The sequence below is a fragment of the Thermodesulfatator indicus DSM 15286 genome (assembly GCF_000217795.1).
Taxonomy (GTDB): domain Bacteria; phylum Desulfobacterota; class Thermodesulfobacteria; order Thermodesulfobacteriales; family Thermodesulfatatoraceae; genus Thermodesulfatator; species Thermodesulfatator indicus.
On sequence record NC_015681.1, the window covers coordinates 158,118 to 172,660 of the forward strand.

At 44.0% G+C, this 14,543-nt stretch carries 14 protein-coding genes; 9 read left to right on the top strand and 5 right to left on the bottom strand.

What is annotated here, in order from left to right:
• The first annotated feature begins 128 nt into the window (after positions 1-128).
• Both THEIN_RS00775 and THEIN_RS00780 read left to right on the top strand, forming a co-directional pair.
• On the top strand, positions 129-1,436 hold the full coding sequence (locus THEIN_RS00775; RefSeq protein WP_013906786.1) for a phenylacetate--CoA ligase family protein: 1,308 nt from the start codon (positions 129-131) through the stop codon (positions 1,434-1,436).
• 12 nt (positions 1,437-1,448) lie between these two features.
• Complete coding sequence (locus THEIN_RS00780; RefSeq protein WP_013906787.1) at positions 1,449-1,895, top strand: ACT domain-containing protein; 447 nt, start codon at positions 1,449-1,451, stop codon at positions 1,893-1,895.
• Between the two features lie 26 nt (positions 1,896-1,921).
• Here the strand turns inward: THEIN_RS00780 and ligA are convergent, their stop codons facing one another.
• Both ligA and mltG read right to left on the bottom strand, forming a co-directional pair.
• The gene (ligA, locus tag THEIN_RS00785) at positions 1,922-4,003 is read right to left on the bottom strand and encodes an NAD-dependent DNA ligase LigA (RefSeq protein WP_013906788.1); all 2,082 of its coding nucleotides are present in this window, start codon (positions 4,001-4,003) and stop codon (positions 1,922-1,924) included.
• A 9-nt stretch (positions 4,004-4,012) separates the two neighbouring features.
• Entirely contained in the window at positions 4,013-5,110 is a 1,098-nt protein-coding gene (gene mltG, locus THEIN_RS00790) for an endolytic transglycosylase MltG (protein WP_013906789.1), read from the bottom strand.
• A gap of 78 nt (positions 5,111-5,188) precedes the next feature.
• Here mltG and THEIN_RS00795 point away from each other — a divergent pair, with 78 nt between their 5' ends.
• Genes THEIN_RS00795 through THEIN_RS00805 form a run of 3 tightly spaced genes read left to right on the top strand, consistent with a single transcriptional unit; the run spans position 5,189 to position 7,529 of the window.
• Entirely contained in the window at positions 5,189-5,809 is a 621-nt protein-coding gene (locus THEIN_RS00795) for a tetratricopeptide repeat protein (RefSeq protein ID WP_013906790.1), read from the top strand.
• Positions 5,796-6,875, top strand: coding sequence for a DVU0298 family protein (locus THEIN_RS00800; RefSeq protein ID WP_013906791.1), 1,080 nt, complete (start codon positions 5,796-5,798; stop codon positions 6,873-6,875). Before THEIN_RS00795 ends, THEIN_RS00800 begins: the two co-directional genes overlap by 14 nt.
• 3 nt (positions 6,876-6,878) lie before the next feature.
• Positions 6,879-7,529, top strand: a complete 651-nt coding sequence (locus THEIN_RS00805) for a tetratricopeptide repeat protein (protein WP_013906792.1) — start codon at positions 6,879-6,881, stop codon at positions 7,527-7,529.
• Here THEIN_RS00805 and THEIN_RS00810 read toward each other — a convergent pair.
• Both THEIN_RS00810 and THEIN_RS00815 read right to left on the bottom strand, forming a co-directional pair.
• A complete protein-coding gene (locus tag THEIN_RS00810) occupies positions 7,488-8,066 on the bottom strand; it encodes a YkgJ family cysteine cluster protein (RefSeq protein WP_013906793.1) in 579 nt (192 codons plus the stop codon). The two genes, THEIN_RS00805 and THEIN_RS00810, sit on opposite strands and share 42 nt — an antisense overlap.
• Before the next feature lie 15 nt (positions 8,067-8,081).
• Positions 8,082-8,324 carry an FmdB family zinc ribbon protein gene (locus tag THEIN_RS00815; protein WP_013906794.1) on the bottom strand — a complete coding sequence of 81 codons (243 nt, stop codon included), beginning with the start codon at positions 8,322-8,324 and terminating at the stop codon, positions 8,082-8,084.
• A gap of 144 nt (positions 8,325-8,468) precedes the next feature.
• On the opposite strand from THEIN_RS00815, the gene THEIN_RS00820 reads away from it, so the two are divergent.
• A complete protein-coding gene (locus tag THEIN_RS00820; protein WP_013906795.1) occupies positions 8,469-9,332 on the top strand; it encodes a transposase in 864 nt (287 codons plus the stop codon).
• Between the two features lie 369 nt (positions 9,333-9,701).
• Here THEIN_RS00820 and THEIN_RS00825 read toward each other — a convergent pair whose 3' ends face one another.
• On the bottom strand, positions 9,702-11,288 hold the full coding sequence (locus tag THEIN_RS00825; RefSeq protein ID WP_013906796.1) for a hypothetical protein: 1,587 nt from the start codon (positions 11,286-11,288) through the stop codon (positions 9,702-9,704).
• A gap of 322 nt (positions 11,289-11,610) precedes the next feature.
• Here THEIN_RS00825 and THEIN_RS00830 point away from each other — a divergent pair, with 322 nt between their 5' ends.
• From THEIN_RS00830 to THEIN_RS00840, 3 genes are read left to right on the top strand one after another with little or no spacing between them, the layout of a single operon-like run.
• Positions 11,611-11,913, top strand: coding sequence for a chaperone modulator CbpM (locus THEIN_RS00830; RefSeq protein WP_013906797.1), 303 nt, complete (start codon positions 11,611-11,613; stop codon positions 11,911-11,913).
• Positions 11,914-11,927: 14 nt separating this feature from the next.
• Positions 11,928-14,126 carry a DNA internalization-related competence protein ComEC/Rec2 gene (locus tag THEIN_RS00835; RefSeq protein WP_013906798.1) on the top strand — a complete coding sequence of 733 codons (2,199 nt, stop codon included), beginning with the start codon at positions 11,928-11,930 and terminating at the stop codon, positions 14,124-14,126.
• Positions 14,123-14,542: an archease gene (locus THEIN_RS00840; protein ID WP_013906799.1), complete on the top strand. Its 420-nt coding sequence runs from the start codon at positions 14,123-14,125 to the stop codon at positions 14,540-14,542. Before THEIN_RS00835 ends, THEIN_RS00840 begins: the two co-directional genes overlap by 4 nt.
• Position 14,543: the final 1 nt, after the last annotated feature.

The window sequence follows — 14,543 nt, forward strand, 5'->3', positions numbered from 1 at the left end:
GCTCGCAGTGACACCTGAGAGAGTCATTGCGAGGCTGCGCCAGCAGCCGAAGCAATCTCAATCTACATTTTCCTTAATTTTGCAAAGATCTCTATGAGCAATTTAAAAGAAAAAGATAAGGAGGTCTTATGGATCGGCATAAAAAAGACTTTTTACCCCGTGAGGATTTGGAAGCTATCCAACTCAAGCGCTTAAAAGAAACTGTTGAGAGGGTATATCATCTGGTTCCTTTTTATCGTCAAAAGTTTGACGAAGTCGGCCTAAAACCCAAACACATAAAGAGTCTTGATGATCTCAAAAATCTTCCCTTCACCACCAAGCAGGACTTGAGAGATCACTATCCCTTTGGGTTATTTGCTGCTCCTTTAGACCAGATCATAAGAATCCATTCTTCTTCAGGCACTACGGGCAAACCAACCGTGGTGGGATATACGGAAAATGACCTGAAAGTCTGGACTGAGGTTATGTATCGCACTTTTAAAATGGCCGGTGTCGGCCCGGGGGATGTGGTTCATAATGCTTATGGTTATGGCCTTTTTACCGGTGGTCTTGGCTTTCATTATGGAGCAGAAGCCGTAGGCGCCGCGGTAGTTCCCTCAAGTGTTGGCTTTACCAAAAGACAGCTTATGCTTCTTAAAGACTTTGGAGCCACTATACTTTGTTCTACTCCTTCTTACGCTTTGCACCTGGCCGAGGTTGCTAAAGAAGAAGGATATGATCCCCCAAAAGATTTTCTTTTAAGGGCAGGTTTCTTCGGCGCTGAACCAGCCTCTGAAGGGCTTCGCCAAGCAGTGGCTGAAGCCTGGGGGATAAAATACTTTGAGTGTTACGGACTTTCTGAAATTATCGGCCCAGGGGTGGCCGCAAGCTGCCCTGAAGGAGAGCTGCACATATTTGAAGACCACTTTATCCCGGAGATAATAAATCCTGAAACCGGAGAAGTACTCCCCGAAGGAGAAGAAGGCGAACTCGTGTTTACAACTGTTTCCAAACAAGGGCTTCCTATAATTCGTTATCGCACTAAAGACATAGCAAGCCTTTACAAGGCCCCGTGTAAGTGCGGACGCACCATTTTGCGAATGGGCCGTATTCTTGGCCGAACAGACGATATGCTCATTGTTTCAGGGGTTAACGTCTTTCCCTCACAGGTGGAGCATGTGCTCACACAGGTGGAAGGCCTTACCCCTAACTACGTAATCGTAGTTGACAAACGCGGTGTATTGGATGTGCTTGAAGTCTGGGTAGAAGTAGATGAAAGGGTTTTCACTGGAGATATTGGTTCGCTAGAGAACCTAAAACGCAAGCTTGAGGAAGAACTGGCCAACGCTTTATTCTTGAGGGCCAGAGTTAAACTCGTTGAGCCAAAGACCCTTGAGCGTTCTATGGGGAAGGCCAAACGAGTGGTTGACCGCCGCGAACTTAAAGACATAGCTTAAAAGGAGGCCAAAATGAGAGGTAAATACGCTATAAAACAGCTATCCATTTTTCTTGAAAATCGTAAAGGACGTTTAAAGGAAGTTACCAGGGTGCTGGCCGAGGCCAATGTGAACATAAGGGCTCTGGCCCTGGCTGAAAGTGCGGAGTTCGGTATCCTTCGCCTGGTAGTGGATAATCCGGAAAAGGCTCGCTCCGTCCTTTCTTCAGAAGGCTTTACCGTTAAAGAACAGGAAGTCTTTGCCGTAGAAGTCCCCGATAAGCCAGGAGGTTTTTACCAAGTGGTTAAAGCCCTCACTGAGGCCGACATAAACATTGATTACACCTACGCCTTTGTGGGTGGAAAAGACTCGGCCATTCTTATCTTTAAAGTGCCCGACCATCTCTTTGAAAAGGCACTAGAAGTAGTCCATAAAGAAGGTATAAAACTGGTAGAACCTATTTTCTTTTACGGGAAATAATTAAAGGGGGCTTTGTGCCCCCTCATTTATTCTTTTTTCTCGCCGATCATCTTTAAAAATTCGTCTTCGCCTATAATTTTTAGCCCCAAGCGCTGGGCGCGGGTAAATTTAGAACCAGGCTTTTCGCCCACCACTACATAGTCAACATTTCGAGAAACATCAGAGGCTACTTTGCCTCCCAGGGCCTGGACTTTCTTTTTGGCCTCATCGCGGGTCATGGTCTTTAAGGCCCCGGTAAAGACGAAAGTGAGCCCTTTAAGGGACTTTTCTTCAGGTTTTTCTTCTTTTAAGTCTTCAAATTCAATCCCAGCTTTAAGGAGCTTTTCAATGACCTCCCGATTGTGAGGATTGCGGAAATATTCAACAATACTTCTAGCCATCTCAGGCCCTACGCCTGGAATAGCCATAAGCTCCGCCATAGAGGCGTTCATAATTTTATCAAGGCTTTTAAAGTGTTCGGCTAAAGTTTGGGCAGCTACTTCACCCACATGGCGAATACCAAGCGCGTAAAGAAAGCGCGGAAGTGTGGTCTTTTTGCTTTTTTGGATGGCGTTATAAAGATTTTGGGCCTTCTTTAAAGCAAAGCCGGGTAGCTGGAGAAAATCTTCTACAGAGAGATAATAAAGATCGCCAACATCTCTTACCAGGCCCATGTCTACCAGGGCCTTGGCTACCTGTTCTCCCAGGCCTTCTATATCCATGGCGTTGCGGCTGGCAAAATGTTGAAGATGCCTTACAAGCTGGGCATAACAATTTTTGTTAGGGCAGCGCCAGACGGCTTCTCCTGGTTTGCGCACAAGTTTGCTACCGCAAACCGGGCAGGTCTTTGGCATTTCAAAGGGCTTTTCCTTCCCGGTGCGGCGTTCTTTTATGGGCATTACCACCTCAGGAATGACATCCCCTGCCCTTTGCACCAGAACCCAATCGCCGATACGGATATCTTTGCGCCGAACTTCATCTTCGTTATGAAGGGTAGCGCGGGAAACAATTACGCCACCTACTTTTACCGGCTTAAGTATGGCCACCGGGGTAACAGCTCCAGTGCGGCCCACCTGAACAACGATGTCAAGCACCTGAGTGGTAACCTGGGTGGGTTCAAACTTGTAAGCCAAAGCATAGCGCGGACTTCTCGCCTTGGTGCCAAGCTTTTCCCAGAGAGAGAGGTCATTAACTTTAATGACTACGCCGTCTATTTCGTAAGGCAATTCGTCGCGCTTTTTTTCGAGCTCATGGTGGTAAGCAATAGCTTCCTTTATACCCTTTATCAGACGGCACAACGGGTTGGTCTTAAGGCCCCACTTAGGAAGGGTGGTAAGCACTTCCCACTGAGTTTTAAATTTATGACCTTCAACTTTTCCTACCCCGTAGAAAAAGATATCAAGGGGCCTTTGGGCGGTAATATTGGGATCAAGCTGGCGCAAAGAACCAGCCGCCGCGTTTCTGGGATTGGCAAAAGGCGGCTCGCCTTTTTTTATACGCTCTTCGTTAAGCTGTTTGAATTTTTCTTTCTCCATGAAAACTTCACCGCGGGCGTCAAGGCGTTTGGGCACCGGCGGAGCATCATCGGTAAGCGGCCTCAAGCGCAAAGGAATGGACTTAATAGTCTTTAAATTATTAGTTACATCCTCGCCCACATAACCATCGCCGCGGGTAGAGCCCACGGTAAAAACACCGTTTTCATAAACCAGTTCTACGGCCAGACCATCAAGTTTGGGTTCAACGGTATATTCTATTTGGGCGTCTTCAGGCAGGTTAAGAAGCCTTTTTATACGCCTGTCAAACTCATAGACTTCTTCTTCAGTCATGGCGTCGTCAAGAGAAAGCATGGGCTCAGCGTGAGGCACCTGCCTGAATTCTTTGGCCGGCGGGTAGCCGACTCTTTGGGTGGGAGAATCTGGTGTTACAAGTTCAGGATACTTCGCCTCAAGCTCTTTTAGTTCTCGCATTAAGGCGTCGTATTCAGCGTCAGAAATAACCGGAGAATCAAGCACATAGTAGCGGTAGTTGTGATATTCTATTTCCTCGCGGAGTTTTTTTACCCTTTCTATTATTTCAGGAGGGATTTCAGGCTTTTTTTCCTGTTTAGCATCCTTTTCGCTTTCGGCCATGTCTTCCTCCTATTTTTGAGACGAAGTATCCTCGGAAGTTCCATTATTTGATTTAAGCACTTTTTCTTGGGTCTCAAGGGTTTTTTCTTTTTTCGTCGTGAGAGATTTTCGTGGCCTTATACCCCGCTGGTAAATGTCAACTGCTCGCTCGTGTTCTCTTAAAGTTCGGGAAAAATAATGAGTTCCGTCTCCCTTAGAAACGAAGTAAAGATAATCTGTTTTAGCGGGATAGAGCACCGCTTTTATAGAGGCTTTTCCAGGATTACAGATAGGACCTGGAGGAAGCCCAGGATAAATGTAAGTATTGTATGGATCACGGTAACGCAAATCCCGGTAACGCAAACGACTGTAAAAACGCTTTACCGCATACCGCACAGTAGGGTCTGACTGAAGTTTCATGCCACGCTTAAGACGATTCCAGAAAACACTAGCAATAATTGGCCTTTCCTGCGGCATAACGGCTTCTTTTTCAACGATAGAGGCAAGGGTGACTACTTCTTTTACCGAAAGACCTAGCTCTTTGGCCCGTTCGGCAAATTCGCTGTTCCAGACTTCCCAAAAGCGTTTTATCATCGTGGCCACAATGAGACGGCAGCTTATTCCTCGCCAGAAAGCGTAAGTATCGGGAAAAAGAAAACCTTCAGCCGTATCTCCTGGAATGTTAAACTTCTTGAGAAATTCTTTGTCTTGAACTACCTGAAGGAAATCATTTCGAGAACAAAGACCAGCTTTATCCAGTAAACGGGCAATTTCGTAGATATTATAGCCTTCGGGAATAGTGACATAATGGGTAACAACTCGGCCCTGGACGAGAGTTTCTAAAATTTTTGCTAAAGGCTCTCGGGGGCTTAGTTCATACTCGCCGGCTTTTATTTGGTTGGTGAGGCCCAGGCGGTAAGTTTCAAAGATGAAAATCCATTTGTTTTTTATCAGGCCTTCTCTTTCCAAAAGAGAAGCAATTTTTTTTAAAGGTGTGCCTGGTTCAATAAAAATAATTTTGGAAGGAGTGTCTTTATCCGTGGTTACGGGCAAAGTGAGCTCGTAATACCAGGCGCCAACATAAAGAACAACTAGGGATATTACTAAAAAAGATAAAATTTTTGACATAACACTATTTTAGCCCCTTAACTTTTGGTTGCATATAAAACTCTTAATGCTAGATTTTAGCAACACAAGGAGGGAGAAATGATAGATGAACAAAAATTGGCTATCTTAGAGAAAGAAGCTAAAGAAAATCCGAAATCTATTTTTGCCCATCACCGTCTGGCTATAGCTTACTGGCAAGCAGGAAAGACTGAAGACGCCTTAAAAACCTTTAAATATCTTTTGGAATTAGACCCACCCAACTTTGAAGTTCGCGTCAACCTGGGCACCCTTTTGGCCCAAATAGGCAAGCTTGAAGAAGCTAAAAAACACTTTGAAATAGCGCTAAAGGCTTATCCCAAATCAGCCGAAGCTCTAGTGAATTTAGGTTTGGTGAATTTTCACCTGGGCAACCTTGATGAAGCCCAGGAATATTACCTTAAAGCCCTAGAAGTCAGACCTAACTGGCCACCTGCCCTCGTAAATCTTTCTACCGTTTACATTGAACAAAAAAAATATAAAGAAGCTGCCGAGTGCTGTGAAAAAGCTATTTCTTCTGACCCTAATTTTTCCATGGCTTATAATAATTTAGCTGTAGCCTACTATCACCTAGGAAAGATTAAAGAAGCACGTGAAGCTCTGGAAAAGGCCAAAAAATTGGGCTATCCCGTATTAGAATCCTTGGAACAAATGATCGCGGAAGCCGAAAATGCTAAAAGCTAAACCAGTTCTTTGCCCTTTTTGTGGACACCCGGTGGCTCCACCTCAAAACCTCGGGTTTCAATTTTCTGACTTTGACGCCGGCTTTTGTGACTGCGGAGCGGTTTATGTAAGCGATGTTACCGGACATAACCGGGGAGCAGCCTTTGTAGAGGCTCTTCTTTTAGCTTGTGGCGGTAACTGGGACCTAGCCTGGGAACTTGAACCTGAAGCAGACTACCAGGAACAGGTTGTTGAGCATTATGACCAAAAAAGTCACCAGGTTTTTGGAGATCCTTCTGACCGCGTAAATGTAAAAGGGGTTCTTATTTTCTTACGTTTATCGGATGAATTGAGAGATCTTTCGGCAGAAAAGATAGCCGAGATTAAAGCCTCTCGGCGAACTAAAGAATCTCCACCGCCGGGCTTTAAACCTAAAAGATTGCGCCGACAAGAGATAGAAAAACTATTGCATGAAAATAGAGAAAAGGAAATTGTTTATCATTGTCGCTTTTTGCCAGTTAACCTTAGCACTTTGCGTAAAGTTCTTTATAGTGCAGACCCCCTTTTACGCTGGAGGGCTGTTGTTACTATGGGAGAAGCGGCTCAGGCCGTACTTAAAACTAGACCTGATATAACCGCCGATTTAATAAAAAGGCTTATCTACTCTAGCGCAGATTCAGCCGCTTCGGCCTGGGGAGCCCTTGAAACTGTTGGTGAAATAATAAGACGTGAGCCTGGGCGTTTTAGCCTTTTTGTTAAAAATCTCTTAGCTTTTCTCAAATATCCAGAGTTTAGATCAGGAGCTCTTTGGGCCCTTTATCGTATCGCCCAGGGGAAACCTTCTTTGATCAAAAATGAACGCTACTGGATCATTTTGGATTTATTAAAAGATCAAGAACCTATAGTAAGGGCCTTAGCCACTATGGTATGTCAGTATGCGAGGATAATAGAGGCGTTACCTGCCTTAAAAAACCTGTTAGAAGATCAGGATATCGTGGAAATCTTTAATCCTGAAGAAAAAAATTTTAAAAAGGTAACTGTTGGCGCTCTAGCTAAAGAAGCTATTAAAACCTTAGAAAGGACTTAAAACATGAATGAGAAAGAGAAAATTTTAGAAACTATCGAAAAAAAGTTTGGCAAGGCTGAACAAACCGAAACACAAGTCCCAGAGAAAGAATTGGATGATATTACTAAGGCTCGCAAATGGTATGAAGAAGCCGAAATTATGTGGGGGCAAGGAAGGAGCCTTGACGCCTTGGAACGCTATGAAGAAGCCTTGAAAATATTTCTGGAAAATAAACTCTGGCGTGAAGCGGCTAACGCAGCGGAAAAGATCGGCGATGTCAAATTCTGGCGGGAAAGATATGAAGAAGCTCTTAAACCGTACAAGATGGCCATGGATATCTGTGAAGAATTTAACGACGAAATAAGCGCTGCCCTTATGGCGGAAAAAATCATTTACACATACCAAAAACTCGATCAGCCAGAAAAGGCTTTGCCTTATTTTTATCGCACTTTAGAAATAGCTGAGAAATTTGGCGATGCACACCGGGCAGCTCGCTCTATGGTAGGGATTGGGGATATACAAAAATACCGCGGTGACTTTCAAGCGGCCCTTGAAGCCTATGAAATTGCTTTAAAAATTTATAAAGGCTTAGGCTCTCTAGAGCAAGCCCAATTGGTGCAACAGGCTATCGACTCACTGCGTAAGGAGCTGGACACCGGGAAAACGTCCTCTTAGAGCAGCGGGTAAAGGAACTCTTATTTTACCCCCGTCTGGAGCGATTTTATCCGAAAGGGACGCCAAACGTTCCAGAACCTTTTCAAAATATACAGTGGGGTAACTTTTGCCAGGCTCAAAGCCCGAAAAGCCGCAAACAAAAGTTTCTCCAGCAATAAGGATGGGAATGCCGTAAAGGCGACAGGTAGCCGGCCGTGCTTCGTAAAGATCACAGCGTTTTTGGTCATTAAGTAACGGGCAGCGAATTTTTATAGCCGAAATAACAAAGGGATTAAGCACCGCAGGCTTTTTACGCAGCCACTCTTTTTCATATTTTTCTACACGGCGCAAAATTTCCCGCCTAACCCCTCTGGGTTTCCGGGTAAATTCACGATAAATAAGAGCCGCTTCGGCAAGGGATAGGTCAAATAAGGCGTAACAACAATCCACACAACCTGGTTTACACCGCACTTCCTTGGGATAGCGCTTCTTGGTTTCGTGAAAGGCCTTTTCTATTTCGGTAAATATCTCGTTAAGCCCTTGCCAAATGGCCTGCATTGCGGAACCCCAGCTTTAACGAGAGTACCCCGGCAAATTTAAATGGGCACAAGTACCAGACTCACATTTTTGAGTGGTGACCGTAGGCTTTGAAGTGCTGGAACCCCCTGTAATTACCGCCCCAGTAACACTCATAAGCCGTTTTATGCGAGGGCTATTACATTCCTCACAACGTACAGAATCAATTTCATCTCGGCTTTTCAAAAGGACTTCAAATTCCTTACCGCAATCTTCACAAATAAATTCGTATATCGGCATAAACTCCTCCTTAAAACATTAGACGCTTATTAGGTTAGAATGCCACAGCCAAAAGTCAATAAGTTGGGACAGGCAAAAATTTTCAGGTCTCCCAAAATTCTGCCGATAAAAGGGACAGGCAAAAAAATTTTAAGGAGGTCTCTTATGCCACGTATCCCACGTTTTTTCATGAATGATCCACGAGCCGCTTATCATATAATTTCCCGCACCGCCCTGCCCGGCCACAACGTACTCGGACCTGAAGAAAAAGATCACCTACTCAATCTTATTAGCTGGCTCTCGCAGGTCTATTTCGTAGAAGTCTATAGCTTTGCCATCATGGGTAACCACTTCCATCTCCTCTGCCGCATGCTCCCTGGAAACCAGTTCTCTGACGAAGAAGTGAAACAACGCGTCAGGCTCTACTACGGCAAGAAACGCAAAATTTTCTTCTATGAAGATATGCTCAAAAAATGGAAACAAAGGCTTGGCAATCTTTCTCGATATGTTCAGGACATTAAACAACGCTTTTCACGCTGGTATAACAAGCGCGTTGACCGCAAAGGTTACTTCTGGGCTGACAGGTTTAAGTCCGTAATCATTGAAACCGGGGAGGCTTTGCTCAACTGCCTGGCTTACATAGAGTTAAACCCGGTGCGGGCTGGGATTGTGGAAAAGCCGGAAGATTATCGCTGGTGCTCGCTGGGATACAGGTCAAGAATAGGGACAGGCAAAACTTTTCTCTCGCTTGATATAGGCCTTCCACGGTATGAAGGAAAAAGCGAGAAAAAGAGATTAGAACTTTTGCGGGAGTTTATTTATGGCAAAGGCGAGATTAGTGAGCCAGAAAGTGGGACAGGCAAAAATTTTAGACAGAGGACCAGGTACTTTAGCGAAAGCTTGGCCATAGGAAGCAAAAGTTTTGTAAAAGAGACAGCCGTAAAATTAAAGAGGTTTCTTGGGCTCAGAAGAGAAAGAAAAACTAAAAATATAAAAGATTTTACGGAAAAAGAGATGGCTTTCATATGAGCAAAAATTTTAATTTTCTAGAGACCTTTGAAACATAAATTGAGATTGCTTCGGCTGCTGGCGCCTTGCAATAGGGATCCCTTCGCTACCGCTCGGGACAGGGATTGCTTCGCCACTTTGTGGCTTGCAAGACTGTGGTTTTTGTCAAGCACTTTGAGCTTCCATTTGCCATTTTTTGTAATTATAAATTGTTGGTAGGGAGGTCCTTCCAGGTTTAGCCTTGTATGTGGAAAGTAAAAAATTGTTCAGTAACTTATCAACTATCAGCCATCTTCTATTGGCCATCTGCCATTTAGTCACGGCGAGCTCTATTTTCCCTGTCACTGCAAGCGAAGCGAAGCAGTCTATTAATAAAGCATTTGGTAAAATTTAATAACTGAGGTTCCGCATTAATTGGGCTAACGAAACCTTAAAAATTCTGGTTTCCCCTTCCCCTTTAAAAAGGTCTCCTTCTACTACAGCTATATAAACATTGCCTTTAAAACTAAACACCGCCTGGACACTACCCTGAAAACTTTGCCGCCAGAAAAAGAGTTGATAACCTTCGCGAGTATAAAAAAGCACGCCCACTGTAGAACGTTTAGCTCCTGAAACAATGCCTCCAAGGAGGCCAAATTCGTTATAGGGAATCAAAACTCTTGGCCACTCCTGCCACTTAACAACCCACGGATTAGGCCAGATATAAATCTTCTTGGGAGTTTTTATTGAGGTCTCTGGATAATCCATAAAAACATATTGAATTCCTGCACCAAATTTTACACTGGAACTCCAAAGTCTCTTTTTTCCCTGATAGATTACTAGTCTGCGTCCTTCATTATAAAAACCTGTTTCTAATTTCTTATCCAAATTGAGATCAGTCCAAAAGGCTCCGAATATTCTAAAACCCGAAGGTATTTTTATACTTTTTTCTTTCTTTAAGTCTTTTCCATCTATTTTGAAAGTAAAGACTCCGTAGCCATAAAAATTTTCACTATCAAAACTCTGGCCTATAAGCGTTTCCTTAATACCGTCCGAATTAAAATCAAAAAATCGCAAGATATAAGGTGAGTCTTTGGTAACTTTGACAAAATTTTTGCCAGTAAATTTTATAATTCGGGATTTAACACGTTTCCCGTCAAATATGTTTAAAGCTATTAAACCATCTGGACCAACGGAAAAGTTTATTAAATTACCAAAGCCATGGTAGGCATAAACAAAGTGTTCGCGACCTTTCAAACGCTGCAAATAAATCTTTCGTTTAGTGAGAGAAGCTACATAAATGGTCTGACCAAGAGGTAGCACATCTAGGTGATAAACTATCTCTCGTAAACGCCCTATTAATTGGTAAGGACGTGCTTTTTCTAATGGCCTTGATTCCTGATATGCGGGTTGCGCAGAAAGGGTGTAAACCCCCAGAACATGGCCATCGCTATAAAAATAGAGAAAGTTATTTTCAGCCACAAAAAGTACTCTTTGAGTCCCTTTAGGAATAGCTTTACGAGAAGTGACTTTTTCGTAAGGCTGCCATTTTAGCTTGGGATAGCTAGCCCTTAATCTCTCGTAAATAGGAAAAGCCTTGCCAGTTAAATCAAAAAAGAAGGCCCTAACCCCTGCCAGGCGTTCAGCTCTGGCCCCGGTTGATATGGTACAACCTGGCGAAAGGCAAAAAACTTTTAATACCGAATAGGTTGGAAAGACCTGAATAATTTGGGCTCGGGCCGCTGGTTTTTCCTGATAACCTAGAATTTTTCCAGTATCAGGATCGACTATCGGTTCGCCTTGTTGATAAATCAACCACCATTCTCCTACCTTTAAGCCTTTGTTGGTACCAACATTTAAGAAAAACTGCCCTTCCTGGGCTATGACTTTGGCGGAAAGAGGAGAAAAATCTTTGAATAATTGATCTATAGATGGAGCAGCCAGAGATATCTTGGTAAAGGCAAAAATACCCACCAGCAAGATAAAAATTTTTCTCATAAAAGTCCTCCCAGGTTTTAATTGCCTAAACTTTAGGCCAAAACTCATGATTAGGCAAAAGTTTTTTAAAACGAGACCTTTGCAAAATATCTTATTCAAGAGACTGCTTCGCCCATACGGGCTCGCAGTGACACCGTAAGATAGTCATTGCGAGGCTGCGCCCAGCAGCCGAAGCAATCCTTGTCGCGAGGCGACACAGTCGCCGTGGCGATCAATCTATGTTTTCCTTAATCTTGCAAAGATCTCTAAAACTAAAGAAATTTGCCTTTTGCCTAGAAAGAATTAATTTCTAAAGAGGAAAATTTAAGCTGGAGGCGTAAAAATGGCGATATATTATGAAATGAAGATTATTTGCGAAAAAGTAGGCTTAACCCCTAAAACCTTGCGCGTGTGGATGGAAGAAGGGCTTATTTCGCCACGCCGTGAAGGCAGGCGCTACCTATTTGACGAAGAAGACCTAAAGCGCCTCCTTCTAATAAGACGCCTAAGAGATGATTTAGGAGTAAACTTGGCTGGCATTGACATTATTTTGCAATTATTAGACAGAGTCCAAGAACTAGAAAAAGAGATTGAGCGTCTTAAAGGCGCTTTGGGAGAAGGTTGTCCTCCAAGGCTTATAAGCTAAGTCCTTTACAAAAAATGGCCCTTTTCTGGGCCGGCGGGCTTTTTCTGGCCTGGGAAAGGGCTTTTATTCTTGCGCCTTTACTTTTAACACTTTTGCTGATCAGCCGGCTTAATTGCTCAAAATTTTGGCCTTTTTGTCTGGCCGGGCTTTTAGCTTTCTTTTTGGGCTTAAAAATCTTCCCACCGCCGCAAGAGATTAATCTTAAAAAAAGTAAGGGCGAATTTATTTTTTTACTTGAAAGCCCGCTTATTCCCGGTGAATGGGCCCAGCGTGCAGAAGCAAAACTTATCCCTTCAAAAGAAAAGGCTATACTCTATTTTCCCACTTATATTCACTTAAACCCTGGTGAAAAATTTAAAGCTTACACTACCTTGAGGCCTCCACGCGGACATCTAAACCCGTTTTCTGGAAGCCTTGCCCGCCAAAAATTAGCCCAGGGGTTTAAATTTACCGGCTATGTACGAAAAGTAGAAAAACTTGAACAAGTAGAAAAAAAGCCCATAGCTCTCCTTAGAGCGAAACTATTTACCTTTGCCGAAAATCTTTCTCCGCAGGCCAGAGGGCTTTTTGAATGCTTAATCCTTGGCGAAAAAAGAAATATTCCCTTATCGCTCAGGGAAAAATTTGAAAAAACCGGGCTTTTCCATCTCTTAGCGGTTTCAGGGTTACATATCGCCATTTTGTTCGGGCTAATTGTTTTTGTTTTTCGTAAAATCTTGTTGGTATTGCCAACTAACATCATAACCAGGCTTCTCAACAAGTTTACGGCCAAACAATGGTGCTATTTGCTGGCCTTTCCTCTGGTTCTGGCTTATGTTTTAGTTTCCGGGCCAAGCCCTTCAGCTTTAAGGGCCTTCGTAATGTTTACTCTCTACGGGCTGGCCCTCTGGTGCTGGCGTGAGATTCGCGGGTTTGACCTCCTGGCCTTAGCCGTAATTTTAATCCTTCTATTTCAACCAGAGGCCGTGGGCTCTCTTTCTTTCAGGCTCTCAGTAAGTGCCGTAATCGGGTTACTTTTGGCCCATCGTCTGCTCAAGAGATTGCCTGAAAACTTAAATCCTGTAGTCAACTATCTGGTAAATGGCCTGGGGTATTCCCTGGCGGCGAGTCTTTTTACAGCCCCTTTTATTTTCTGGTTGAAGGGCTCAATTTCACCCTGGGCACCTTTGACAAACCTAATTGCTATTCCCCTCTGGGGATTTTTAGTACTTCCCCTTGAGTTTTTAGCGACCGGCACCGCCCTACTGGGGCTCTCCTGGGCCAAAGTACCCGCTGAACTTGCCGCCAAAGTGATTTCCTGGCCCATACTCCCGCTCCCCCAGATAACAGCGCCTTATCCTATAGGCGCCTTTTTGTTAACCTTTCTTTTGTTGGCCATCGCCCTGGCTATGGTCAAAATAAACCGTCGGTTTGCTTTAGGGATAGGCCTGTTTACACTGGCCTTAGGGCTCTGGTTCTACCGGGCCAACCAGGAACTCTCTTACGTAATGATTTTAGACATAGGCCAGGGAAGTTGTGCGGTAGCCAAAAACACGGAAAAAGGTGTCATTTTGTTTGACACTGGCCCGGCCCGAGGCCCTTACGACAGCGCTATCTTCGTAACTCTACCTCTACTTCATAAAATGGGAATCTTGCAGGTTCAAACCATAGTTATTTCTCACTTCCAGGCAGACCACGCTGGCGGTCTAAAAAGTATTCTTAAGGAATATCCCCAGGCCCAGGTCTTTAGCCCCGAAAAAATTCCCGGCCAATTAAGCCAGCTTCACTTCTATCCGGCTAATAGCTTTTTCAAAGGTAATGACTCGAGCCTGGTGAGCAGGCTCAATCTAAAAGGCTTTACCTTTCTTTTCCCTGGAGACATAACCCGAGGGCGGGAATTAACTCTCATCAAAGAGAATATAAAAGCTGACGTTTTAATTTTGCCGCATCACGGTTCAAACACGTCATCAAGTTATCCTTTTCTCAAGAAAGTAGAACCGATTTTGGCTATTTCATCTTCCCGCTGGCAAAAACACCCTTCAAAAAAGATCTTAAAGAGGCTTGCGGACCTGAACATACCCCATTACGGCACCAAGACCTCAGGCGCTCTAACGGTCTTTGTAGAAAATGGCCGCATTTTCTTGTGCGAAGAAGTTAAAAGGCGTAAAGCCCCTCTTTTAATGAGGGCGTTGTGGCCTTATCTTAGAACTGGATGCACGGAGGTGAAAATATGAACCCAGGATACGAAACCTTTGAACACGGAGCTGATATTGGCGTGCGCGGCATCGGCAAGACCCTGGAAGAAGCCTTTATCAATGCGGCCAAGGCCTTATTTAGCCTGGTAGTTATAAATCTTGAAGAGGTAAGACCCGAGCGAGAGGTTTCCTTTGAAATTTCGGCGGACACCTTAGAAGACCTTTTCGTGGAATGGCTTAATCGTCTCCTTACCGAAGCCGGCATGGAAAACTTGGTTTTCTGCCAGTTTGACTGTAAAATAGAAAATTTAAACCTCAAGGGACAGGCCAAAGGCGAACCCATAGACGAAGAACGCCACGAATTAGGCGTGGAAGTCAAAGGCGCTACCTACACCATGTTAAAGGTTGAAAGAGTAAACGATCTCTGGATAGCCCAGTGTGTAGTGGACGTGTAAA

What these genes read in the sequence shown, in the direction of transcription:
- THEIN_RS00775 (WP_013906786.1), top strand. Translation starts at nt 129, where the DNA reads ATGGATCGGCATAAAAAAGACTTTTTACCCCGTGAGGATTTGGAAGCT.
- THEIN_RS00780 (WP_013906787.1), top strand. Translation starts at nt 1,449, where the DNA reads ATGAGAGGTAAATACGCTATAAAACAGCTATCCATTTTTCTTGAAAAT.
- ligA (WP_013906788.1), bottom strand. Translation starts at nt 4,003, where the DNA reads ATGGCCGAAAGCGAAAAGGATGCTAAACAGGAAAAAAAGCCTGAAATC.
- mltG (WP_013906789.1), bottom strand. Translation starts at nt 5,110, where the DNA reads ATGTCAAAAATTTTATCTTTTTTAGTAATATCCCTAGTTGTTCTTTAT.
- THEIN_RS00795 (WP_013906790.1), top strand. Translation starts at nt 5,189, where the DNA reads ATGATAGATGAACAAAAATTGGCTATCTTAGAGAAAGAAGCTAAAGAA.
- THEIN_RS00800 (WP_013906791.1), top strand. Translation starts at nt 5,796, where the DNA reads ATGCTAAAAGCTAAACCAGTTCTTTGCCCTTTTTGTGGACACCCGGTG.
- THEIN_RS00805 (WP_013906792.1), top strand. Translation starts at nt 6,879, where the DNA reads ATGAATGAGAAAGAGAAAATTTTAGAAACTATCGAAAAAAAGTTTGGC.
- THEIN_RS00810 (WP_013906793.1), bottom strand. Translation starts at nt 8,066, where the DNA reads ATGCAGGCCATTTGGCAAGGGCTTAACGAGATATTTACCGAAATAGAA.
- THEIN_RS00815 (WP_013906794.1), bottom strand. Translation starts at nt 8,324, where the DNA reads ATGCCGATATACGAATTTATTTGTGAAGATTGCGGTAAGGAATTTGAA.
- THEIN_RS00820 (WP_013906795.1), top strand. Translation starts at nt 8,469, where the DNA reads ATGCCACGTATCCCACGTTTTTTCATGAATGATCCACGAGCCGCTTAT.
- THEIN_RS00825 (WP_013906796.1), bottom strand. Translation starts at nt 11,288, where the DNA reads ATGAGAAAAATTTTTATCTTGCTGGTGGGTATTTTTGCCTTTACCAAG.
- THEIN_RS00830 (WP_013906797.1), top strand. Translation starts at nt 11,611, where the DNA reads ATGGCGATATATTATGAAATGAAGATTATTTGCGAAAAAGTAGGCTTA.
- THEIN_RS00835 (WP_013906798.1), top strand. Translation starts at nt 11,928, where the DNA reads ATGGCCCTTTTCTGGGCCGGCGGGCTTTTTCTGGCCTGGGAAAGGGCT.
- THEIN_RS00840 (WP_013906799.1), top strand. Translation starts at nt 14,123, where the DNA reads ATGAACCCAGGATACGAAACCTTTGAACACGGAGCTGATATTGGCGTG.